The 19958-nt window shown below is 60.4% G+C and carries 27 protein-coding genes and 1 tRNA gene; 12 read left to right on the top strand and 16 right to left on the bottom strand.

Features of this window, described 5'->3' with window-relative positions:
- Positions 1-16: 16 nt before the first annotated feature.
- The 6 genes from ASG19_RS06485 to ASG19_RS06510 form a co-directional block, all read right to left on the bottom strand.
- The gene (locus ASG19_RS06485) at positions 17-190 is read right to left on the bottom strand and encodes a Flp family type IVb pilin (RefSeq protein WP_062454283.1); all 174 of its coding nucleotides are present in this window, start codon (positions 188-190) and stop codon (positions 17-19) included.
- Positions 191-251: 61 nt separating this feature from the next.
- A complete protein-coding gene (locus ASG19_RS06490; protein ID WP_062454284.1) occupies positions 252-572 on the bottom strand; it encodes a hypothetical protein in 321 nt (106 codons plus the stop codon).
- Positions 573-683: 111 nt separating this feature from the next.
- Positions 684-1088: an 8-oxo-dGTP diphosphatase MutT gene (gene mutT, locus ASG19_RS06495; protein ID WP_062454966.1), complete on the bottom strand. Its 405-nt coding sequence runs from the start codon at positions 1086-1088 to the stop codon at positions 684-686.
- An 8-nt stretch (positions 1089-1096) separates the two neighbouring features.
- Positions 1097-1867, bottom strand: coding sequence for a GNAT family N-acetyltransferase (locus ASG19_RS06500; protein ID WP_062454968.1), 771 nt, complete (start codon positions 1865-1867; stop codon positions 1097-1099).
- Positions 1868-1875: 8 nt separating this feature from the next.
- Positions 1876-3117, bottom strand: a complete 1242-nt coding sequence (gene argJ, locus ASG19_RS06505; RefSeq protein WP_062454285.1) for a bifunctional glutamate N-acetyltransferase/amino-acid acetyltransferase ArgJ — start codon at positions 3115-3117, stop codon at positions 1876-1878.
- Positions 3118-3174: 57 nt separating this feature from the next.
- Positions 3175-4053, bottom strand: a complete 879-nt coding sequence (locus tag ASG19_RS06510) for a peptidylprolyl isomerase (protein ID WP_062454286.1) — start codon at positions 4051-4053, stop codon at positions 3175-3177.
- Positions 4054-4314: 261 nt separating this feature from the next.
- On the opposite strand from ASG19_RS06510, the gene secA reads away from it, so the two are divergent.
- The 4 genes from secA to ASG19_RS06530 all read left to right on the top strand — a co-directional run bounded on the left by secA (position 4315) and on the right by ASG19_RS06530 (position 10059).
- Positions 4315-7026 (top strand): preprotein translocase subunit SecA, encoded by a 2712-nt coding sequence (gene secA / locus ASG19_RS06515; RefSeq protein WP_062454287.1) that lies wholly within the window; start codon positions 4315-4317, stop codon positions 7024-7026.
- Between the two features lie 170 nt (positions 7027-7196).
- Positions 7197-8609: a lipopolysaccharide biosynthesis protein gene (locus tag ASG19_RS06520; RefSeq protein ID WP_062454288.1), complete on the top strand. Its 1413-nt coding sequence runs from the start codon at positions 7197-7199 to the stop codon at positions 8607-8609.
- Between the two features lie 53 nt (positions 8610-8662).
- Entirely contained in the window at positions 8663-9892 is a 1230-nt protein-coding gene (locus tag ASG19_RS06525; protein WP_062454970.1) for a GNAT family N-acetyltransferase, read from the top strand.
- 82 nt (positions 9893-9974) lie between these two features.
- Positions 9975-10059 (top strand) — tRNA-Leu (locus ASG19_RS06530).
- A 91-nt stretch (positions 10060-10150) separates the two neighbouring features.
- Here the strand turns inward: ASG19_RS06530 and ASG19_RS06535 are convergent.
- From ASG19_RS06535 to ASG19_RS06545, 3 genes are all read right to left on the bottom strand, one after another.
- Positions 10151-11140, bottom strand: a complete 990-nt coding sequence (locus ASG19_RS06535) for a tyrosine-type recombinase/integrase (protein WP_244476085.1) — start codon at positions 11138-11140, stop codon at positions 10151-10153.
- A 104-nt stretch (positions 11141-11244) separates the two neighbouring features.
- The gene (locus ASG19_RS24295; protein ID WP_062454290.1) at positions 11245-11493 is read right to left on the bottom strand and encodes a hypothetical protein; all 249 of its coding nucleotides are present in this window, start codon (positions 11491-11493) and stop codon (positions 11245-11247) included.
- 147 nt (positions 11494-11640) lie between these two features.
- The gene (locus tag ASG19_RS06545; protein WP_162238122.1) at positions 11641-12534 is read right to left on the bottom strand and encodes a hypothetical protein; all 894 of its coding nucleotides are present in this window, start codon (positions 12532-12534) and stop codon (positions 11641-11643) included.
- A 65-nt stretch (positions 12535-12599) separates the two neighbouring features.
- On the opposite strand from ASG19_RS06545, the gene ASG19_RS06550 reads away from it, so the two are divergent.
- On the top strand, positions 12600-12875 hold the full coding sequence (locus tag ASG19_RS06550; protein ID WP_062454292.1) for a hypothetical protein: 276 nt from the start codon (positions 12600-12602) through the stop codon (positions 12873-12875).
- Between the two features lie 65 nt (positions 12876-12940).
- Here ASG19_RS06550 and ASG19_RS06555 read toward each other — a convergent pair whose 3' ends face one another.
- The 7 genes from ASG19_RS06555 to ASG19_RS06585 form a co-directional block, all read right to left on the bottom strand.
- Positions 12941-13279, bottom strand: coding sequence for an HNH endonuclease signature motif containing protein (locus ASG19_RS06555; protein WP_062454293.1), 339 nt, complete (start codon positions 13277-13279; stop codon positions 12941-12943).
- Complete coding sequence (locus tag ASG19_RS06560; protein ID WP_062454294.1) at positions 13276-13788, bottom strand: hypothetical protein; 513 nt, start codon at positions 13786-13788, stop codon at positions 13276-13278. Before ASG19_RS06560 ends, ASG19_RS06555 begins: the two co-directional genes overlap by 4 nt.
- Positions 13788-14033: a hypothetical protein gene (locus tag ASG19_RS06565; RefSeq protein WP_062454295.1), complete on the bottom strand. Its 246-nt coding sequence runs from the start codon at positions 14031-14033 to the stop codon at positions 13788-13790. Before ASG19_RS06565 ends, ASG19_RS06560 begins: the two co-directional genes overlap by 1 nt.
- A gap of 2 nt (positions 14034-14035) precedes the next feature.
- Complete coding sequence (locus tag ASG19_RS06570) at positions 14036-14326, bottom strand: hypothetical protein (RefSeq protein ID WP_062454296.1); 291 nt, start codon at positions 14324-14326, stop codon at positions 14036-14038.
- Positions 14323-14736, bottom strand: a complete 414-nt coding sequence (locus ASG19_RS06575; protein ID WP_062454297.1) for a hypothetical protein — start codon at positions 14734-14736, stop codon at positions 14323-14325. The genes ASG19_RS06570 and ASG19_RS06575 overlap by 4 nt, the downstream gene beginning before the upstream one ends.
- 74 nt (positions 14737-14810) lie before the next feature.
- The gene (locus ASG19_RS06580) at positions 14811-15047 is read right to left on the bottom strand and encodes a hypothetical protein (protein ID WP_062454299.1); all 237 of its coding nucleotides are present in this window, start codon (positions 15045-15047) and stop codon (positions 14811-14813) included.
- A 184-nt stretch (positions 15048-15231) separates the two neighbouring features.
- Positions 15232-15858, bottom strand: coding sequence for a S24 family peptidase (locus tag ASG19_RS06585; RefSeq protein ID WP_062454300.1), 627 nt, complete (start codon positions 15856-15858; stop codon positions 15232-15234).
- A 519-nt stretch (positions 15859-16377) separates the two neighbouring features.
- Here ASG19_RS06585 and ASG19_RS06595 point away from each other — a divergent pair.
- From ASG19_RS06595 to ASG19_RS06625, 7 genes are read left to right on the top strand one after another with little or no spacing between them, the layout of a single operon-like run.
- The gene (locus ASG19_RS06595; protein WP_062454304.1) at positions 16378-16884 is read left to right on the top strand and encodes a hypothetical protein; all 507 of its coding nucleotides are present in this window, start codon (positions 16378-16380) and stop codon (positions 16882-16884) included.
- A 4-nt stretch (positions 16885-16888) separates the two neighbouring features.
- A complete protein-coding gene (locus ASG19_RS06600; RefSeq protein ID WP_062454306.1) occupies positions 16889-17218 on the top strand; it encodes a hypothetical protein in 330 nt (109 codons plus the stop codon).
- Positions 17215-17433: a hypothetical protein gene (locus ASG19_RS06605; RefSeq protein WP_062454309.1), complete on the top strand. Its 219-nt coding sequence runs from the start codon at positions 17215-17217 to the stop codon at positions 17431-17433. The genes ASG19_RS06600 and ASG19_RS06605 overlap by 4 nt, the downstream gene beginning before the upstream one ends.
- Positions 17430-18884: a hypothetical protein gene (locus ASG19_RS06610; RefSeq protein ID WP_200933882.1), complete on the top strand. Its 1455-nt coding sequence runs from the start codon at positions 17430-17432 to the stop codon at positions 18882-18884. Before ASG19_RS06605 ends, ASG19_RS06610 begins: the two co-directional genes overlap by 4 nt.
- The gene (locus tag ASG19_RS06615; RefSeq protein ID WP_062454311.1) at positions 18881-19198 is read left to right on the top strand and encodes a hypothetical protein; all 318 of its coding nucleotides are present in this window, start codon (positions 18881-18883) and stop codon (positions 19196-19198) included. The genes ASG19_RS06610 and ASG19_RS06615 overlap by 4 nt, the downstream gene beginning before the upstream one ends.
- The gene (locus ASG19_RS06620) at positions 19195-19479 is read left to right on the top strand and encodes a hypothetical protein (RefSeq protein ID WP_062454314.1); all 285 of its coding nucleotides are present in this window, start codon (positions 19195-19197) and stop codon (positions 19477-19479) included. Before ASG19_RS06615 ends, ASG19_RS06620 begins: the two co-directional genes overlap by 4 nt.
- Positions 19476-19763: a hypothetical protein gene (locus tag ASG19_RS06625; protein ID WP_062454316.1), complete on the top strand. Its 288-nt coding sequence runs from the start codon at positions 19476-19478 to the stop codon at positions 19761-19763. The genes ASG19_RS06620 and ASG19_RS06625 overlap by 4 nt, the downstream gene beginning before the upstream one ends.
- The last annotated feature ends 195 nt before the right edge of the window (positions 19764-19958 follow it).

Genomic DNA, 19958 nt, shown 5'->3' on the forward strand with positions numbered 1-19958 from the left:
AACGATCGGGGGAGGGTCAGGTAATCGGCTTGTCGACCTTGCCGCCGAGGAAGCTGAACATATTGCTGAGCGCCGAGGAAAAAGCGCCGAAACCGGCGAGCAAGGCGGCCGATATGATCGCGATGATCAGGCCGTACTCGACAGCCGTCGCCCCACATTCATCGCGCATGAAGGAACGCAGGAGACGCATGACTTGCCCTTTATCCGGTAAACCGCTGATCTGTCGCCCGACTATAGCGACTAATCGTTAATTAGCAGCCATCGTTTGCGCCGTAGCCCTGTACGATGCAGACGGAGCCCGGCGTGTCCTGAAGTACGCTACGGCGGATCGTGTAGGTTTTCGTGCCCTTCTCGACCGGCTTGATCGAGCCGGTGGTGATCATGTCGAAGTCCTGCTTGACCGTTGCCAGCCGCTGCTGGTCATCGTGACCGGCGAGCATCGGCGTCACGATCAGCGCAAGCGCAACCGCAGCGGTGCCAAACAGCAGAGCAATATTGAGGGCGCCGGTCCTACCGGATCTGTGCTTTGCCCGCTGGCGGGCCTGCACAGTTTTCCAGAATTCGTCTTCCATCGCTGAAAAGCCTCGTCAACGCAGTCACTGATCCCCCTGACGATGCCACGATGGGCTGAATTAAAGGTTAACAGGCTCTGAATTCGACTGCGCTAATTCGATTGATCTCGATCAGACAAGATCCTGAATGATCGGGATCAGAGGCTCGTCGGCGGGCGGCATCGGATAGTCCCGAAGCGCGTTCGGCATGACCCACTTGATCGCCTGCCCCTCGCGCCCGTGCGGAATGCCCTCGAAACGGCGACAGACATAGAGCGGCATCAACAGATGGAAGGTTTCATAAGTGTGGCTCGCAAATGTCAGCGGCGCGAGGCAGGCTTCCTTCGTCTGGATCCCGAGCTCCTCGTCGAGTTCACGGATCAACGTCTCCTCGGGCGTTTCGCCAGGCTCCACCTTACCCCCCGGAAACTCCCAGAGCCCGGCCAGCGACTTGCCCTCAGGGCGCTGCGCAAGCAGGATGCGGCCATCGGCATCGATCAGCGCGCAGGCTGCAACGAGAAGAATTTTCCTCGACATGAGATCGGTCACCCTTTGCGCCAGTAGCGGTATTCATAGACCTTGCGAAAGCCGAACTGGCGATAGAGGGCAATCGCCGGTTCGTTGTCTGCCTCCACCTGCAGCCATGCCGAACGGGCGCCGCTGACGCGGGCCCAGCGCAGTGCCGAGGCAAGTATTTCCGAGCCGATGCCCTGCCGCCGAACCGTTTGCGACACGGCAAACGACATGACGCCCGCAAGATCGTTGTCCTGCACGCAAAGCGCCACGGCGACGGCGCCGTGACGTGGGCTTTCCTTGATGAAGAAGCCCGATTGCGGCTTGATGGAACTGAGGATCTCCGCCAGTGCCGGCTTCAGCGCTGCGTCGTCCTGCCCCACTGCAATGCAGGCATCGACGAAACGGCCGATATCGTGGCTGGGAAGATGACCAAGCGTCGGCGGCAGCGGAAGGTGGGCGAGATCGCCGATCATCACATCTGCGGTCTCGAACATCTGCCAGCCATCATCTTCCAGATGACGGATCAGGTGCGGCGGTGCAAGCGGCGTTTCACGCACCACCAGCGACCGCCCGTAATCCGCGAAACGCTTTCTGGCCTTCGAGAGCCGCAGGTCCATGTCCCGGTAATCGGACGGGTCGAGCGGCACGATGCAGTTCAACCGCTTGGACGGATGGCTCCCCGTCAGCCGAACCTGCCAGCTGCCGTCATAGACCACGGACGCCGCGGGCCAGGCCCGGAAGCCGACCGCTTCCAGCCTTCGAACCAGGGGCAGATCGGCTTGAACGGGAGATGCGGTCATATCCGTCATCAGCTCCGGTAATCTCCGTTGATGGCGACGTATTCCTTCGTGAGGTCGCAGGTCCAGACCGTGGCGGTGCCGGAGCCAAGGCCGAGTTCGACCTTTACCGGAATGTCCTGTCCCTTCATCACGTTGGACGCGGCCTCTTCCGAATAGGCAGGATCGCGTTCGCCATTGACGGCAACGCGGACATCGCCGAACCAGATCGCCAGCTTGTCGCGGTCCGCCGCTTCGCCGGCCTTGCCGACGGCCATGACGATACGGCCCCAGTTGGCGTCTTCGCCGGCGGCCGCGGTCTTGACCAGCGGCGAATTGGCGATCGACAGCGCGATCGTCTTGGCGCTAGCATCGCTTTCAGCGCCCGTGACCGTGATCTCGAGCATCTTGGTGGCGCCTTCGCCATCGCGCGCAACCTGGATCGCCAGGTCCTTCAGAAGCGCGTTCAACGCATCCCGGAAAGACGACAGCGCCGGATCGGCGGGATCGGTGATCTGCGCCTGGCCGTCTGCAGCAGCAGCCCCCGTTGCAAACAGCATCAGCGTATCGGACGTGGACGTATCGCTATCGACCGTCATGGAATTGAAGCTTGGCTCGACGCCTGCAGAGAGAAGCGACTGCAGCACCGAAGACGAGATATCGGCGTCGGTGACGACGAAAGACAGCATCGTCGCCATGTCAGGCGCGATCATGCCAGCACCCTTGGCAATGCCGTTGATCGTAACCGCGACGCCGCCGATCTCCGCCATGCGGGTCGCGACCTTCGGATAGGTATCCGTGGTCATGATCGCCTTGGCAGCCTCCTGCCAGAAATCGCCCGTGGCCGACCCGTGCATATCGCCAAGCACGCCTGCAAATTTCGTGGCATCGAGCGGTTCGCCGATGACGCCTGTCGATGCGAGGTAAATTTCATTCTCGCTGCATCCGACAGCAGCCGCTGCCGATTGTGCGGTAAGTTCCGTTGCCTGGCGGCCCTTGGCGCCGGTAAACGCGTTGGCATTGCCGGAATTGACCACCACGGCCCGCGCGGTGCCATGGGCTAAGTTCGCGCGGCAGAAATCCACCGGTGCCGACGGGCATTTCGACTTGGTGAACACGCCGGCCACCGCTGCCGGTGCGTCGAACACCATCAACAGCACGTCGGTACGGTTCTTGTATTTGATGCCGGCGGCAGCTGTCGCCATGCGGACGCCGCGCAGGGCCGGCATTTCGGGATAGGACTTCGGGGCGAGCGGCGAGACGGAAGAGGACATCTGAACAACCTGGCTGAATAGGAAAGGGCCCGGATATACCGGGCCCAGATGCGAATTTTACTGCTGTGCCGGTGCCGGCGCTTCTGCACCGTCCTGCATCTTGCTCACGTCCTCGTAGCCCTTCTTCAGGCCCTCATCCATGATCTCGATCTTCTGGTCGGCCTTCGCCTTTTCGATAATGGCGACATACTTGTCGCGCATCACGAGCTGCTTGACCTGGTCCTCGACCTGGTCGAGTGCCGGCGGAGCGGCTTCGCGCTTGTCGAGAAGCTTGATGACGTGGAAACCGAACTGGGTCTTGACCGGGGTCTTGGTGTAGGCGCCCTTTTCGAGGGCAAACGCGGCCTGCTCGAATTCCGGAACCATGCGGCCCTGGGCAAACCAGCCGAGATCGCCACCTTCGTCCTTGTTCGAATCCTGCGACTTTTCCTTGGCAATGGCTGCGAAATCGCCACCCTTGTCGAGGTCGGCAATCACGGCCTTTGCTTCATCCTCGGTCTTTACCAGGATATGGGCAGCATTGACCTCTTCCTGCTTCGGGATCGACGCGATTTCCTTGTCGTAGCGTGCCTTTACTTCTTCGGGCGTCGTGGCATCGACCACGTGCTTGCGGAAGTAGGCGTTGTGCAGCTCGCGATCGCCGATATAGGCCATGCGCTTCTTGTAGTCCTCGGTGTTACCAAGGCCTTCGGCGGCAGCACCGCTTGCCAGAAGCTTCACGTCGATTGCGCCGGAAAGGGCCGCAACCTTCTTCTGTTCTTCGGGAAGCTGGGCCAGCTGCGGGTCGAGGTTCTGGACCGCGACGTCGAGTTCGGCCTGAGTGATGTTCAGGCTGCCCACCTTGGCGACGACCGTATCGTCAGCGGCGAAAGCCGGGGCCTGGACGAAGATCGCAGCGGCAAGAGCAGCCGATACGAGAAGTTTGTGGCGCAGCATCGAGTTACCTTTCGATTGGTGAACCGGATCCAGAACGTCTGGCACCGGCCGGAAAACCTTCACAAACACCGGATTGTGGCCATTCTGTATCGGCCGTCACCGTTGACATAATTCGGACCCCCTCTTATCTGTCACGCAACTTCGCGTCCAGAAGCTTTGCGGGCGCCACGGGTTGAATTGTCAGAGGCGCCGCCGGCCGACAAGCTCAATCGTGGTCTCGACGAGTGACATCAGGGACTGACATCAGAAAGGGCCATTCGTATGGTCAGCTTTGGCGGCATTGCCCGCAAACTGTTCGGATCTGCAAACGAGCGCCGCGTGCGGGGCTACAAGCCGATGCTCGAGAAGATCAATGCAATCGAGGAAGCCACCAAGGCGCTCACCGATGAGCAGCTCGCCAACAAGACGGCGGAGTTCCGCCAGATGCTGGCAGACGGCAAGACGCTGGAGGATATCCAGATCCCTGCCTTTGCGGTGCTTCGCGAAGCGGCCCTCCGCGTTCTCGGCATGCGACCCTTCGACGTCCAGCTGACCGGCGGCATGATCCTTCACGACGGCGCAATCGCCGAGATGAAGACCGGCGAAGGCAAGACGCTGGTGGGAACCCTGCCCGTCTACCTCAATGCACTGTCGGGCAAGGGCGTGCATGTGGTGACCGTCAACGATTATCTCGCACAGCGCGACGCTAGCATCATGAGCCGCCTCTACGGGTTCCTTGGCCTTTCGACCGGTGTCATCGTCCACGGCCTGTCGGACGACGAACGCCGCGAGGCCTATGCCTGCGACATCACCTATGCGACGAACAACGAGCTCGGCTTCGATTATCTTCGCGATAACATGAAATACGAGCGCGGCCAGATGGTGCAGCGCGGCCACAACTTCGCGATCGTCGACGAAGTCGATTCGATCCTGGTCGACGAAGCCCGCACCCCGCTGATCATCTCAGGCCCGCTGGACGACCGTTCCGATCTCTACAACACGATCGACGCCTACATTCCGTTGCTGTCTCCGGAAGATTACGAAATCGACGAAAAGCAGCGCTCGGCCAACTTCTCCGAAGAGGGAACCGAAAAGCTCGAAGGCCTGCTGCGTCAGGCCGGCCTGCTGAAGGGCGAATCGCTCTACGACGTCGAGAACGTGGCGATCGTGCACCACATCAACAACGCGCTGAAGGCCCACAAGCTCTTCACCCGCGACAAGGACTATATCGTCCGCAACGACGAGATCGTCATCATCGACGAGTTTACCGGCCGCATGATGCCGGGCCGCCGCTATTCCGAAGGTCAGCATCAGGCGCTGGAAGCCAAGGAAAAGGTGCAGATCCAGCCGGAGAACCAGACGCTCTCCTCGATTACCTTCCAGAATTACTTCCGCATGTACGACAAGCTTGCCGGCATGACCGGTACGGCGCAGACGGAAGCGGAAGAATTCGGCAACATCTACAAGCTGGAAGTGGTGGAGGTTCCGACCAACCTGCCGATCCAGCGTATCGACGAGGACGACGAAGTCTATCGGACGTTTGAGGAAAAGTTCAAAGCGATCATCGTGGAGATCAAGGCCGCCAGCGAACGCAACCAGCCGGTTCTGGTCGGTACGACCTCGATCGAAAAGTCCGAACTTCTGGCAACCATGCTGCGCGAGTCCGGTTTTGAGAAATTCCACGTTCTGAACGCCCGCTACCACGAGCAGGAAGCCTATATCGTGTCGCAGGCCGGCGTGCCCGGTGCCGTCACGATCGCCACCAACATGGCCGGTCGCGGTACCGACATTCAGCTCGGCGGCAATATCGACATGCGCCTTGAGCGCGAGCTCGAAGGCATCGAGGACGAGGGCGAACGCGCTGCCAAGGAGGCTGCCGTCCGTGCCGAGGTGAAAGAACTCAAGGGCAAGGCTCTGGCAGCCGGTGGCCTCTACGTGATCGCCACGGAACGCCACGAAAGCCGCCGCATCGACAACCAGTTGCGTGGCCGTTCCGGCCGCCAGGGTGACCCGGGCCGCTCGAAGTTCTACCTGTCGCTCCAGGACGATCTGATGCGCATCTTCGGTTCCGACCGGATGGATTCGATGCTGCAAAAGCTTGGTCTCAAGGAAGGCGAAGCGATCGTCCACCCCTGGATCAACAAGGCGCTCGAGCGGGCCCAGAAAAAGGTCGAGGCGCGTAACTTCGACATCCGCAAGAACCTTCTGAAATACGACGACGTCACCAACGACCAGCGCAAGGTGATCTTCGAGCAGCGCATCGAGATGATGGATTCGGAAGACGTGTCCGAGACCATCGAGGACATGCGCAACGAAGTGATCGAGGTTCTCGTTGCCAAGCACATCCCTGAGCGGGCCTATGCCGAACAGTGGAGCGTCAAGGAACTGCGCGAAGACGTTGATCGCCTGCTGAACCTTGATCTTCCGATCGAGGACTGGGCGACCGAAGAGGGTATCGGCGAAACCGATATCCGCGAGCGGATCACTGCCGCCGCTGAAGCTTCCGTCAAGGATCGCCGAGAGCGGTTTGGTGCCGACGTGATGAACTACGTCGAACGCTCCGTGGTGTTGCAGACGCTGGACGCCCTGTGGCGCGAGCATATCGTCAATCTCGACCACCTGCGCTCCGTCATCGGGTTCCGCGGCTATGCGCAGCGCGATCCGTTGCAGGAATACAAGGCGGAAGCCTTCGAGCTGTTCCAGGCGCTGCTTGCGAACCTGCGCGAAGCCGTGACCGCCCAGATGATGCGCGTCGAGCTTGTGCAGAACCCCGAGCCGCCGGTACCGCCATCGGTGTTCGAGGAGCATCATTTCGACCCGACGACCGGCGAAGACCAGGTGTCGGGCGCAGACGGCAGCGACTTCCTCGCAACGCCTGCCGATCGTCATCCCGAAGACCAGTCTACCTGGGGCCGCGTCGGCCGCAACGAGGCTTGCCCCTGTGGTTCGGGCAAGAAATACAAGCACTGCCACGGCGCCTTCGAACAGGCCTGATCGGGCAACACCAGTGTTATCGATAGAACGCCGCCTTCGGGCGGCGTTTTTCGTTTGCGGGATCGTCGCCCTCGTAACGTTCGGGTCGGCTGAGCCAACCGTTTCTTAACCCTGCTGTGGCAGATTTGCGAGCATGGCTCCTGTAGCGTAACGAGTATTGCGTGCCCATCATGGCGGTGATCGAAACAGCGGAAAGACTGCTTCCGGCCGGTTTGCGTGCCAGAGTCGCACCGCTGACGGGCAGGATCAGAGCCACTGTCACCGAAAACAGCGATACGGCGCGGGCGCAACGCCAGGCCATGACCGCGTTTGCGATCCGCATTTTCAGCGCCGCTATCGCCTTCCTGTCCCAGATCGTCATGGCCAGGCTGATGGGCGAGTTCGAATACGGGTTGTTCGCCTTCGTCTGGGTGATCGTCATCCTCGTCGGCAATCTCTCCTGCCTCGGCTTTCACACCTCGATCATCCGCTTCATCCACCAGCATTCGGCAGAGGGTGAAAACGGCGAGATCCGCGGCTTGAGCCTTGCCGCCTGCCTTGTCGCGCTCGTCACCTCGACCGTGATCGGCGGCCTCGGCTTTGCCTTTCTCTGGGCGTTCGGCAGCAGCATCGAGCCCTACTACATCGTGCCGGTTTCGATCGCTCTTTTCATCATTCCGATGATCGGCATCGGCGACATCCTCGACGGGATTGCCCGTACCCATGGCTGGACGATATCGGCGCTGGCGCCAACCTACATCCTCAGGCCCATCCTGATCCTCACTTTCATGGCGGCAGCCGTCCTGTCCGATGCGCCGCGCGATGCGCAGACCGCCATGCTGGCGGCGCTTGCCGCCACATACGCCACAACGTTTGCGCATCTGACGCAGCTCATACTTCGGCTGAAAGGCAGCTACGGCAATGCATCGCGGCGCTACCGGCTTGGCTCATGGATCCGATACTCGATCCCGCTATTTGTGGTCGACGGCATCGGCTTCCTGCTGACCAATGCGGACGTGGTCGTGGTCGGCATCTTTCTGCCGCCGGACGATGTCGGGATCTATTTTGCGGCGTCGAAAACGATCGTCCTCGTGCAGTTCGTCTACTTCTCCATCAAGGCGGCCGCGGCTCCCCGTTTCGCCGCCATCATGGCGGAAGGCGACATGACGGCGTTGGCCACATTCGCGGGCCAGACCGTCCGCTGGACCTTCTGGCCGTCGCTCGTCGTCGGGTTGACCACGCTTGCTGCGGGTGAACTGCTTCTGTCGCTGTTCGGCGACGCTTTCACTTCAGGCTATATCCTGATGGTGATCCTGTTTGCTGGCATTCTGTCCAAGTCGCTCGTCGGCCCCGGAGAAGTTCTGCTCAGCATGGCGGGCAGGCAAAAGCTCTGCGTTGCAGTCTATACGGCAACGCTTGCCGGCAGCATCGTCCTCAATGTCGTGCTGATACCACATTATGGGCTGGTCGGTGCGGCGATGGCGACCGCCGGCGCCATGATGATCGAGGCGACGTTGCTGCACATAGCAGTACGCCGCACGCTCGGAATCGTGCTATTCGCTTTTTCCGATCCACTGCCCAGACCCTCGTTCAAGGTTCGATAGACACAATGGCTCTTCCCCCGAACAGGAGCGAAAAGGAATACGACGACGTCACAATGCCGAACGTCGCGTCGCGTCTTCGTGCAGACCGCCCGGATGCCGATACGCGGGTAGAAATCGGCCGGCCCGGCCGCGAATTTTGCCTCTATCCGGCAGGTCTCGGTTACGATCTGCAGGAAGAACTCGAATTTTTGTCTCACCGCGCGATGGAACCCAACATCTTCTTCTCGGCGCGGCTTCTTGCCCCCGCCATGCCGCGCATCGATGACCGCCAGGTGAGACTGGCGCTTATCCGTGACGAAGGCGAAAGCCATAGCCGCCTTCGCCTTTTGATGCCGTTTACCGTGGAGAAACCTGGCTTTGCCATGGGTGCCCCGATCATCCGCGTCTGGTCCAATCCGTTCGGCCCGCTCGGTACGCCACTGGTGGATGCCGAAGATGCGGCCGAAACCATCGACAACCTCCTGGAGGCCCTGACTGCCCGGGAAGCAAAACTTCCCTCCGTTCTCGTTCTGCCGGATGTGCGCTTAGGCGGCCGCTTTGCCCAGCTTGCGCGCGCCGTTGCCATCGGCCGCGACCTGCCCGTTGCCGTCACCGACAGCTTCCGCCGGCCGATGCTGGAAAGCCTTCAGGACGGCGAAACCTATATGAAGGCCTCCGTCTCGCCGCACCACTACCGCGAGATGCAGCGCCAGTGGCGGAAGCTCGGACAGCTGGGAAGGCTCGAATACGCCGTCGCCCGTCAGCCCGAAGAGGTGCGCCAGCGGATGGAGGAATTCCTGGCGCTGGAATCGACCGGCTGGAAAGGCCGCAAACGTTCGGCCCTGATCAACGACCGCTACCGCGCAGCCTTTGCCCGCGAAGCGATCACCAATCTTGCCGAAGTGGATGCCGTGCGGATCCACACGATCAATCTCGACGGCCGCGCGATCGCCTCGATCGTGATCTTCCTGATGGCCGGCGAGGCCTATACCTGGAAGACCGCCTATGACGAGAGCCTGAGCCGCTATTCGCCAGGCAAGCTATTGATCATGAAGCTGACCGACTGGCACCTGGATGACGCCAACATCCTGCGCACCGACAGCTGCGCCGTGCCCGACCATCCGATCATGAGCAGGCTATGGGAAGAGCGCGAGGAAATGGGAACGCTGGTGATCGGCCTTGCCCGCAACAGCGACCGCGACGTGAGACAGGTGGCGACACAGCTTCACCTCTACCGCAACACCCGCAACATGGCGCGTCTGCTGCGCGAAAAGATCCTAGCGATTGCCGGACGCAATGCCTGACATCGCGGTTTGCAGCGATCCGAATAGTTCTTCTTGCATCCGCCGCCGAGGCCATGTTAGAGGCCTTCACCATACCCTCCGTGCCCCATTGGCGGAACTGGTAGACGCGCTCGACTCAAAATCGAGTTCCGAAAGGAGTGCTGGTTCGATTCCGGCATGGGGCACCACGCACTTTTTTGACCATTGTTTTTACAGTGAAATTTGGTGCTAAACGTCCAGAAAACTTAAACTGCCTGAAAAAGCTGGACACTTTTGTTCTTACTTTCCCCCCTCGCTCCTTTCATCGATGTCGTCGAACAGGCTGATCGCGCTCTCCGCCAGTAGCTTCTGATTTGCCGCCTTCGTGTATCGCGACACCTCTTTCGATGTCGTATGACCGGTCACCGACATGATCTGTTTCTCGGTGGCGCCTCTCTCAGCTAGCCTCGCTGATGCGGATTTTCGCAGACCATGCGCGCTGCAATGGGGAAGGCCCGCATCATTGCACTGCTTGCGAAACCAGTTGCCAAACCCTGCAGCGGTGAAGCCTTTGTTGCATTCGGTCACGAGGAACGTGAGATCGCCGACAGGCGATGCATCAATGATCTTCTGCAGCTTCGGATGAACTGGGATCTCCAGCGTAATCGGCTTTTTCTTCCGGCCTTTGAACTGCGTAAACTTTAAACTGCCGTTGCTGACGTGCTGCCTGCCGAACAGGATGATGTCGCTACGACGCTGACCGGTGTAGAGCATCAGCGCCAACGCGAGCCGAGGCTTCGTGCCGATCTTGTGCTTCTCCTCAAACTTCGCAATCTCGTCTTCAGTCCACGAATGATAGCCGTCGCCTTGCTGAGCGAAGAAGGACACATCTCTCGCAGGGTTAGTCAGCATCAGTTCGACGTCGCTTTTGCAGGCCCACGCGAATATCGCGCGCAGCGCTTTGGTCCGGCTGTTAGCCGCTTCCGGCTTCTCTGCCTTGCGGTCTCTCAAAACTCGGACGGCTTTTGCAGTGATGGCAGCGATCGGCATGTCTTCAAAAAGACGCGAGCTGTCCTTCTTCAGAGGCTCGGCCCACATGTGCTCGATGATCAGCTTACGGACGTGGCGCGTCCTCTGGTCCAAGCGCTTGTATTCGGCCGACTGGAAGTACTGCTCGCAGAGCCAACGAAGGGAATTTTTCGTGGATAGCTTCGGGCCCCTCGCCTCTTCGAGCGCTGTGCCATTCACAGCGATGTAATAGGCCTCGTTGAACTCGTCGCTTCCCGGCACGCCAGGAAGCCGGATCTTCTTCTGGCCGCGCTTGCGGAAATAGAAGCGCAGGACGCCATCCGTGCGATCCTCAATCACGTACTTCTTTGCAAACTTCTTTGGCATCACACTTCCACGGACCAATCGTCTGCGTCGTCAGGATCTCCACCAGGCAGACGCGTGAACGCCCGGTCAAGTGCCACGCGGTCCCAGATCGTCCGGGCGTTGGCCTTCTTTGGTTTCGGCATTCTTCCATCGCCCACCATTTCGTCAAATAGGCTGGAAGATACGCCGATGTACGCCGCAGCCTGGTCACGTGCCAAGCCGCGTGGTGGGAGGGAGATCGGCAGAACTTCTGCGCGCTGTGCTCTCATCTGTCCCCGTCCCTTCTCGTTTCGGGTGGTGGGTTCAGAACAGCCAACCGCTCGGCGGATCGTCCTTGTGGTCCCGATAGTGCATGACTGCCAGAACGATCACGGCAGCAATCACAATCGCATAGTCGATCCACACCCTGATTCTCCTCACGCTGCGTCATCAAAAGTCACCTCACAGCTTTCTTCGCAGCCGCCGCCTACATCGAGGTCAAGCCCGCGAAAGAAGTCCATCTGATTGATTTGAGCGTCGTCGTCTGCCGGCGCGAAGTTTCCCGTCGCGGCAAGGCGACGAATATCTTCCACCTTGAGGCGGTTACGAAAGAACCGCTTTTCTTCGTTGCGCGGGTTGGCTCCGGATAACGGATAGAGCTTTTCCATTCGCTCTGGAAAATCGAATGCTTCCGGCGTTTCGGCCATGATCGTCAGGTGCTTGCGAAGAGACTTCTTCCAGCACCATTTGCAGTTGCCTTGGTAACCCTTGAGTTCCAGCCGGAAGGACTGCCGGATCCAGAAGGCGTTCACGTCCTCTTTCGTGTGGGGGAACCGCTTGATGAGCGGATATACCAAGCGCGCTGTCGCGGCCTTCGGGTTCATCCGGTCTATCTCGTCGACGCGTATGCCAATCGCAGTATCATAGGTGCCGGCCTTCCAGCTGATCGAGCGGCAATATGCCGTGATGGCCCGCTCTTTCAGTTCGCGCGTACAGTGGATGAAGCCGGGACCGGGAATGCCATGCTTCGCTATCATCGCCTCGAACACTGACCCATCGCGGCAGGCTGTCCCAAAATCGACGACGCGGGCTGTCACCCCCTTACCTTGCTGCGGGTCCGTGACCGCTTCGACCCAAACGACGTTCCATCCCCATGCCTCGTCGCAGCGCTGGACGAACTCAAGCGTCTGCTCGTTCTCCTGGCCGGTGTTTGCGAAGACAGTGACGATCTCGTCGTATTGGCCGGCAAGACGCTCATGGATGAGCTTTGTCATCCGTCCGGACGTTTCACCGCCAGAAAAGCTTATTAGGAGCCTCCGTTGATCGGTCATGGGTTGCCCTCACGCGTTTTCGGCGCGTAAAACATGGAAAAAGAGGCGGACGAAGAGGAGAAGAAATGCTTTCTGCAGCAGACAAAGAGACGCTGAAAGACGCCGTGCACGTCGTAATCAGCGGGCAAGTCGGTGACGCACCGTTTAACGTGGAGTGGATCAGGCGCCGAGTCGTTAACCGGGCTGGACTGGAAATGTATATCTCTAATGACGACGATGCCGCGAAGATTATCGAGGAGACAATGGACGAAATTCTCACGCAAAAACGGGCATTTCCGAACGTCTCGGAAGTTGATCCTGGTACTCAGGGCGAGCGGCGCTGGGTAGTTGCGTCCCACTGATTTAGTCATTTTTCCGCCCCCGCAAATGCGTCGAGGGTGATGGGGTCTTTGTGTCGGTCATCGAATTAAACCTCCTGACAGACAAGAGCAGCCCGACGCGCTTCCCATTGGCGTAGGATGTTCCGTTTGTGGGTTACGAGTTCAAGGTGATCCTGCTCCGGACGCACGCAAAGGCGGTTACGGCAGGAATGGTCGATCTCTTTCTTTCCGGGGATGTAGCCATGTTCGTTTGTCCACATGACCAGGTGCACGGCGACGGTCTGCCCGCCTAATGACATGCGCGGGTAGCCAGCGCCTCGACCCACCTTACCGGACGTCGGACCGGTCCAGATCCAGCATCCAGTTTTCTCGTCGATGCGGACTCGCTGCATGATTTTGTCTCTGATCTGGTCTCGCCGGCTCATGGAGCATCCTTCCATTCCCGAAAGCGTCCGAGTAAGGCCTCCCAGCGCCTGGCGGCGGCGGGGTGCGTGTTGAGTTCAGAGCGGGATTCGATTGCCAAGACCTTGCGAACGCTGTTGGCGAAACGCTCTCGGTCTTCGGACGGGATGCCGTGCTTCTTCAGCATGAATTGCTTGAACTGAGCGTCCTCGCAGATCCTTCCGCATTCCTTCGCCAGGTCCGGGCGTGGCTGGTCCTGGAGCTTCTGCAGCTCGCGGATCTTCCGGAACGCCTCTGCCAGCATGCAGAGCAGGAACAGGATGTCCGCGTGTGCGTGCAGGAGAAAGTTGCGGTCCTGATACCCGCACTCTGCCGTCAGCGTCACAAGGGCGATTGCCGGCTGAGTGGGTAGCAAGCGAGCCGTCAGCTGCTCGCCATGACCGGTGCTGTCGATAGCTCTCCAGTCCGTGCTGGCCTCGCCGTGGCGCGCGCGGATCGTGTCGAGGCGCTCTTTGTCCTGGGCGCTGCCCATCAGCCCAAACTCCGGCTGGCTGCGAAGTCAAAGCCGGCAAGATCGTTGACGGCCGACACGACGAGCGCGGCGATCATTAGAACCTTGTCGTTGTCGCGCATGCCGTTGCTGTCGACAGTCAGCACGTCGGCGCCGTCATCGTCGAGGATTACGCCGATGTCCTCGTCGGACAGGCGCAAGGGAAGCTTGACGCCCTGGTCGGCGAATGCGGCGCGAACTGCATTGGCGGCTGGAAGATCCGTCATGTTCAGGCCTCCCGCTGCGCCAGGCGCGAGAGTAGAAGGTCACGCAACGTGCGGTCTGCCTGAAGGCATCCGCAAAGGCTCAGCGCATGGAACAGCGCTGCTTCAAGCGACCGCGTACCTTCGGCGATCGATGCCTCGTCGGTCGCGCGGCTGGACAGCATTGCGAACCTGCCGGCGGCATCGTTCAGATTGTCGGCGACTGCACCAAGCTCCCGCTGGAAGAAGGATGCCGGGTGGGTCTCGACGGCACGAAGTGCGGGGCGAACCGGAAGGCGGTGGATTGTCGCGCTCATACGACCTCCTGCGCATATCGAGTTTCGATCTCCATGACGCGCTGGCCAGCCAACGCAGCCGCGGCGCAAATGCCGATGACCGAGATCACGACAGCGAAAGCAATGATGAAGCGCGCTGGAAGGCGATCGAGGCGGGCGTGCGCAGATCCGGTGATAGCGATGGTCGTCGGACGAACGCCCGGATCATCGACGATGAAGGGCACGTTGCGGCGTTCGGCAGCGTGGCGGCGGACCATCTCCGCTTCCACTTCCAGCCGCATCTCTATCGCAATCTCAGCCGATATGCCCCAACGTTCGTCGCTGGCAATCTCGGCTGTCCAGAATGCGAGTTCCTCGTCCAGCTGCAGCATCGTCATCTGTGACAATGGCAGTGTGTCGGGCATGTGCTGAGGGTTTTTGACGGCTGACATTGTGGCCTCCGATCCGTTTCGGATGCCGTCTGCGCGGCTTAAGCCGGGGGTACACAGACGGGCACCGAAGCGGATCAGGCGGCGCGCTTGGCCGGAACAGAAACGCGCCGCTGATAGGTGCTGGCGGCGACTGCATAGGCGCGTGCATCGTCAGCAACGTCGTTCAGTTCGCTGGAGGTGATGCCGAGGCTGTTCTTGAGATCACTCTCGGTGCAGCCTTCGCCAAGGCGGCGCATGGCTTCGCCGACGCATTCAACCTGCTCCTGGCGGTTGCGGCAAAGTGGGTAAGCATTGTGGTTGTGAAAGGTCATATGGTTCTCTCCTGATGATGATGGCGAACCTCCAAAGAGGTCTGCCGACCGGACAGAATATGCATTTCGCATAGTTTTGCGTCAAGCTCTAAATATGCGTAATGCATATTATGCGCTGCGCGTAGAAATTAGCGGTCTTGATCTGAGATGGTAAGACCGATGCAGTGACCGATATCAGCCACTGTTACATCTTGAGGATAGACATGCGGACCCGCCCGATAATCGTGGGCGTGTTGTCAGGAAAAATTGGCTCAAGTTCAGCGTTCGTCGAAACCGGTTCGAAGCGGTCGGGAGCTGGCCGGTATCGCTTGTAAGTGGCGTCTCCGTTCTCATCGGCGATCACATAACAGCCATTAGGGACGAGGGTTTTGTCGGCGCGATTGACGATGATGATCGAGGTAGGAGGTGAAATGCGATCCATCGACTCGCCTGACACCTCAAGTGCTATCCAGTCTCCTATCGGCAGCTGGCCGACAGTAACCGTGCCCATTGCTTCATCGATCACGTCATCGCGCTGGAGAGCTCCTGCGCTGACAGTTGTGAGAATGGGGATATCGATTGCTTTGTCGGAAATGATTTCGTCCGCTTCCCCTGGTCCAGGTCCTACGCCCCGTAAAAGCCAGTCGAGAGACACTTTGTAACGTCTCGCATACTGCTTTGCATTTCGGACAACGCCTCGGCTGCCGTTTTCGTGGCCCGCGTAGGTCGGGTATTTCATGCCAAGGGACTGCGCCGCCACCGTGGCGCTCGCATAGCCTGCGTGCTCGCGAGCAAGCTTCAAACGCTTGCCGATTTCTACTGTGTCGCTCATGTGTGTGCGTTTCGCATATTTGGATATGCGTTAGGCATTGACATAGCATCTATGCGTAAAGCATAAGATGGGTATGTTCACGCCCAGCAGCATCATCCAGTTTCGGACAGAACGAGGCCTAAGCCAGCGAGAGATGGCGGAGTTGTTGGGCGTTGATCAGGGAACGGTCTCCAAAATGGAGACCGGGAAGATACGACCTAGTGGCCCTGTCGAGCGCCTCTTATCCCTCCTTTCGAGGGAGGCGGCAGAGTGATTTCAGGCCAAAATTCATACGGTGGCAGCTCCTCCTCCCGCTTGTCCACCGAACCACGCGCCAGGGTGAGTTCCCTGACCTGGCGCGATCTCCGGCCGAGGCAGACTTTGTCTTGCGGACCGTCTCGGCCGGTTTCTTTTCTTGAGCTTCGTGCATGCGGTCCCCCGTGATCTGATGCGCTGAACTTCGCACTTTCGAATGCTTCCCACGATGGGAAACGCGCGGGACTTTTCCCGGCGCGGGAAAACTGTGTCTGGAGAAACCCCATGCAGGATACGTTGACGAACGCCTGGTTCCATCAGCTGAAAGCCGCCAACCGTCTGCTGATCAAGAAGAACGGCGGCATTGAAGCTGCAGCGGAAACTTGCTCGCTTTCAAAAAGCCAGGTTGGCCGCTGCAATGCCGATTCCGACACTGAGCTACTGCCGATCCCGGCTGTGCTGCGGCTTGAAGCCGAATGCGGCGATCCTTGCGTCACGCGGGTTATGGCCGGTCTGCACGGCTGCAAGCTCACAGACCCGGAAGAGAAGAACCGCGACGGCACGTGCCTGGTGCGCGGCTCCCTCGCGATCGGCGCTGCGGCGAACGAGTATCAGCGCAACGCCTCCATTGCCTATTCCGACCTGCAGGTGAGCGCAGCGGAAGCGCGGCAGGGCATGCGCGATCTTGAGAAGGTCGTCGAGGAAGCGACCGAACAGATGCGGCGGTATGCTGGGATTGTTGCCAAGGGCGGCGATGCTTCGCCGGCTCTGAAGATCGTCGGCGGGGAATGATTCCATGGCCCGCACCGCGTTCAAGCTTGTCGGCGTGATGATCAACGTGCCTGAGAAGGCGAAGATGACGCTCGATCGGCAGGCGGCGGAACGTGGTGTTGCCTCGTCGATCTGGGCTGGTCAGGTGTTCGACCTCGGCTTTGCGGCGGTCTGCGCGCGCGAGAAAGGGATGCCGGTCACTGACGCGGATCTCGACGCGATCGTCGGCGCTACGCTGCTGCTGTGGGAGCGCGGCGAATGGGATAGTGCATCAATAGCCAAGGGGCTTGGTGTCTCGGAGGCCACTGTCTCCCGCGTTCTCGACGGCTGGCGCAGCTATCGGAGGGCGTCATGACCAAGTCCCCCATAAGCCGTGCCTTTGAAGAGCGGCTGCACCAGGCGCAGCTCAGGAATTTTCGCGCCTTTGTCAGGCACACCGATTCGGTCAATGCCGGCGATTTCGCGGACGGCGTCCAGGCCCGTGAAGAGCCGGCCTACGAACGCTATGCGCGGCAAATGATCGAAGGCGGCATTTGCTGGCGCGATCCGCATGCGAGGCGACCAACATGACTGAGCTTACGATCCGTGACAGCTCGGAATTGGTTGCCTGCATAGAAACGGCGCGGGCGTTGCTGGATGCCGGTGATGTCGAACGCGCGCTCAAACTTTCGTCCGTGGCCTATGACCAGGCCAAGGCTGTTGCCGGTTCCGCGGAACGCGTGAAGACCTCGCGCGACCTGGTCGACAAGGCGCGGCGCATGCAGGCGGAAGCGCTGAAGATCGAAAGCCTCTGCTATGTCGCCATGGCGGATGCCGTCGACGACGCGCAGGCGAAGGGGCAAATCGCCCGACCGGGTCGCCCATCAAATATTCCCGGCGAGAATGTTTTCACTCTCCAGGATGTCGGCTTGGACGCCAAGCATCTGCATGAGGCCCGCAAGCTGCGCGACCACGTGCGCGACGAGCCGGACTTCGTGGAGCGCGTCATCGAGGTGCGGCTGTCCGAAGGGCTGGAGCCGAGCCGCGCGGCACTGAAGAAGGCGGCGCGGCACGCGACCGGCACCAAGACAGCAACCAAGGAAGAGCGCGGCCACGATCTCTACGAGACGCCGAGCGAAGCCATGCGGACGCTGCTGGCGCTGGAAAGCTTCAGCCTGAATGTGGTTGAGCCGAGCGTCGGCAAAGGTGCGATCCTGCGTCCGCTTGAGACGGCGGGCTACGAGGTGACCATCTCCGACCTCGTCGATCGCGGCGTCACGACGCAGCATGGCGAGTGTCAGGGCGTTGGCGACTTCCTTCTTTCCGTCGGTCAAGATGGCGGCTGCGACATCGTCACGAACCCGCCCTATGGCGTGGCGAATGCGTATGTCGCTCACGCTCTACGCGCTCACAAGCCGCGCAAGATGGCGATGCTGCTGAACCTCAACTTTCTTTGCGGTTTCGACGATGCCGACAGGTGCTTCGTGATGGACGAATGCCCGCCATCGCGGGTTTACGTCTTCACCCGGCGATTGCCGATGATGCACCGCGACGGCTGGGAAGGCGACAAGGCTAGCTCTCAGATGAATACGGCTTGGTTCATCTGGGAGCGGAACGATGACGCCAGCTATGGCGTCGGACATCCGCAGCTCATCCGTGTTGACTGGAAGGCATTCGAGACGGCTGACCCACTGACGCCGGGCGCCGGCGGGTTCGTTTCACCGCTGCGCTTCGATGCGCCGGATGACGAGTTTACCCGCATCACGCCTCGCAAGACGCTGGAAGAGCGCTGCGACGAAGAAACTGCGCGCGCGCTGGTGTGGATGGCAGAGAACCCCGGCTTTGACGCGGCACGGCTGCGGCGCGGGATTGGCGTGCGACCATCGGTTGCCGATGCGCTGATTGCGGACCTCGCGGCGAAGGGTCTGATCTGGGCCGGCCACGATGATGACGGGTGGCAGATCTCTCCGGCTGGAATGTCTGCACTCAACGCCACGGCTGCGGTGCTGCTCGGCGCGACACTCGACGAGGTGGCGGCATGAACCCCGACTTTTCCCCCGCGATGCTGCGCGGCTTCGTTAATGCGCGGATCCAGATGGCCGGCTTTCGCGCGGCATTTCCAGACGAACGCAAGAGCGCCCGCCGCAAGGAACTGAGCTTCGACGAGGCCTGCGCCGCTGAGCGCGCTCACCTCATTCGCCGTGCGGACATCACACCGGAGCAGCTGGATCTGGTCCTGTCCGGTCGCCGTATTTCGCCGGCTCCGCGCGAGCGGCTTTGGAAGGCACTGGACGCGGACCCCGGCCGGTTCGGCATCCGCCTCGTTGGCATGACCGAACAGGAGATTGTTCGATGATCCCCGAAATCGATCGCGACCGTTTGGCAATGGACACACGCGACTGGCTGAAGTCGACAGGCCTTTCAACGCGCAACGCCTCATCTGCGCATGAAGGACTGAACCCGGCGATGATCTCGCGCGCGTGCAGCTGTCAGGTTTTGTCGGCAGCAAGCCACCTCGCGCTATGCACGGCGATGGGTGTCGATCCTTCCGACTATCTCGTCTTCCATGATCGAGGCCAGCGAAATCAGGCTGTTACAGCATCTGCGCAACGTGAAACACCGAGGGCGGTCCCTTGAACCCCATCCTCGATATTCTGGCGGACCTGCAAAACGACCGGGCGCGGGCTGTGTGGCTTTCGACCATTCCGCTCGGCGTCATCCAGCGCGACCACGCCGACATCGCGGCTGTTCTTGGAGCTGCCGGCTTCTCCGGCGGGCTGGTCTATCTCGCAGCGCTCGTCGCTCACGTCAATTCGGTGCGGCTGGAGGACGGGTCGATCCCGATCGAGACGCGCCAGATCACGGACTATTCCCGCAAACTGATGTGGGGCGCCGTCAAGCAGGGGGAAATGGTGGAATGACATCTGAGCCCCGTCTTTCGATCATACCGGGATGGATCGTTACGGACCCGCGCCTGAAGGGCAAGGATCTGCAAGTGATCTGCATGCTGGGAAGGAACGCCAACACCCGCCACGGCTGGTGTCGGCGAAGCCAGGTGAAGCTTGCTGAGGCGCTGTCGTGCTCGCGCTCGACAGTCCAGGCGGCGATTGATCGTC

The sequence above is a fragment of the Rhizobium sp. Leaf306 genome (assembly GCF_001423425.1).
GTDB classification, from domain to species: domain Bacteria; phylum Pseudomonadota; class Alphaproteobacteria; order Rhizobiales; family Rhizobiaceae; genus Neorhizobium; species Neorhizobium soli.

Coding starts and splice junctions, on each gene's coding strand:
- ASG19_RS06485 (WP_062454283.1), bottom strand. CDS start 190: ATGCGTCTCCTGCGTTCCTTCATGCGCGATGAATGTGGGGCGACGGCT.
- ASG19_RS06490 (WP_062454284.1), bottom strand. CDS start 572: ATGGAAGACGAATTCTGGAAAACTGTGCAGGCCCGCCAGCGGGCAAAG.
- mutT (WP_062454966.1), bottom strand. CDS start 1,088: ATGTCGAGGAAAATTCTTCTCGTTGCAGCCTGCGCGCTGATCGATGCC.
- ASG19_RS06500 (WP_062454968.1), bottom strand. CDS start 1,867: ATGACCGCATCTCCCGTTCAAGCCGATCTGCCCCTGGTTCGAAGGCTG.
- argJ (WP_062454285.1), bottom strand. CDS start 3,117: ATGTCCTCTTCCGTCTCGCCGCTCGCCCCGAAGTCCTATCCCGAAATG.
- ASG19_RS06510 (WP_062454286.1), bottom strand. CDS start 4,053: ATGCTGCGCCACAAACTTCTCGTATCGGCTGCTCTTGCCGCTGCGATC.
- secA (WP_062454287.1), top strand. CDS start 4,315: ATGGTCAGCTTTGGCGGCATTGCCCGCAAACTGTTCGGATCTGCAAAC.
- ASG19_RS06520 (WP_062454288.1), top strand. CDS start 7,197: ATGGCGGTGATCGAAACAGCGGAAAGACTGCTTCCGGCCGGTTTGCGT.
- ASG19_RS06525 (WP_062454970.1), top strand. CDS start 8,663: ATGCCGAACGTCGCGTCGCGTCTTCGTGCAGACCGCCCGGATGCCGAT.
- ASG19_RS24295 (WP_062454290.1), bottom strand. CDS start 11,493: ATGAGAGCACAGCGCGCAGAAGTTCTGCCGATCTCCCTCCCACCACGC.
- ASG19_RS06545 (WP_162238122.1), bottom strand. CDS start 12,534: ATGACCGATCAACGGAGGCTCCTAATAAGCTTTTCTGGCGGTGAAACG.
- ASG19_RS06550 (WP_062454292.1), top strand. CDS start 12,600: ATGCTTTCTGCAGCAGACAAAGAGACGCTGAAAGACGCCGTGCACGTC.
- ASG19_RS06555 (WP_062454293.1), bottom strand. CDS start 13,279: ATGAGCCGGCGAGACCAGATCAGAGACAAAATCATGCAGCGAGTCCGC.
- ASG19_RS06560 (WP_062454294.1), bottom strand. CDS start 13,788: ATGGGCAGCGCCCAGGACAAAGAGCGCCTCGACACGATCCGCGCGCGC.
- ASG19_RS06565 (WP_062454295.1), bottom strand. CDS start 14,033: ATGACGGATCTTCCAGCCGCCAATGCAGTTCGCGCCGCATTCGCCGAC.
- ASG19_RS06570 (WP_062454296.1), bottom strand. CDS start 14,326: ATGAGCGCGACAATCCACCGCCTTCCGGTTCGCCCCGCACTTCGTGCC.
- ASG19_RS06575 (WP_062454297.1), bottom strand. CDS start 14,736: ATGTCAGCCGTCAAAAACCCTCAGCACATGCCCGACACACTGCCATTG.
- ASG19_RS06580 (WP_062454299.1), bottom strand. CDS start 15,047: ATGACCTTTCACAACCACAATGCTTACCCACTTTGCCGCAACCGCCAG.
- ASG19_RS06585 (WP_062454300.1), bottom strand. CDS start 15,858: ATGAGCGACACAGTAGAAATCGGCAAGCGTTTGAAGCTTGCTCGCGAG.
- ASG19_RS06595 (WP_062454304.1), top strand. CDS start 16,378: ATGCAGGATACGTTGACGAACGCCTGGTTCCATCAGCTGAAAGCCGCC.
- ASG19_RS06600 (WP_062454306.1), top strand. CDS start 16,889: ATGGCCCGCACCGCGTTCAAGCTTGTCGGCGTGATGATCAACGTGCCT.
- ASG19_RS06605 (WP_062454309.1), top strand. CDS start 17,215: ATGACCAAGTCCCCCATAAGCCGTGCCTTTGAAGAGCGGCTGCACCAG.
- ASG19_RS06610 (WP_200933882.1), top strand. CDS start 17,430: ATGACTGAGCTTACGATCCGTGACAGCTCGGAATTGGTTGCCTGCATA.
- ASG19_RS06615 (WP_062454311.1), top strand. CDS start 18,881: ATGAACCCCGACTTTTCCCCCGCGATGCTGCGCGGCTTCGTTAATGCG.
- ASG19_RS06620 (WP_062454314.1), top strand. CDS start 19,195: ATGATCCCCGAAATCGATCGCGACCGTTTGGCAATGGACACACGCGAC.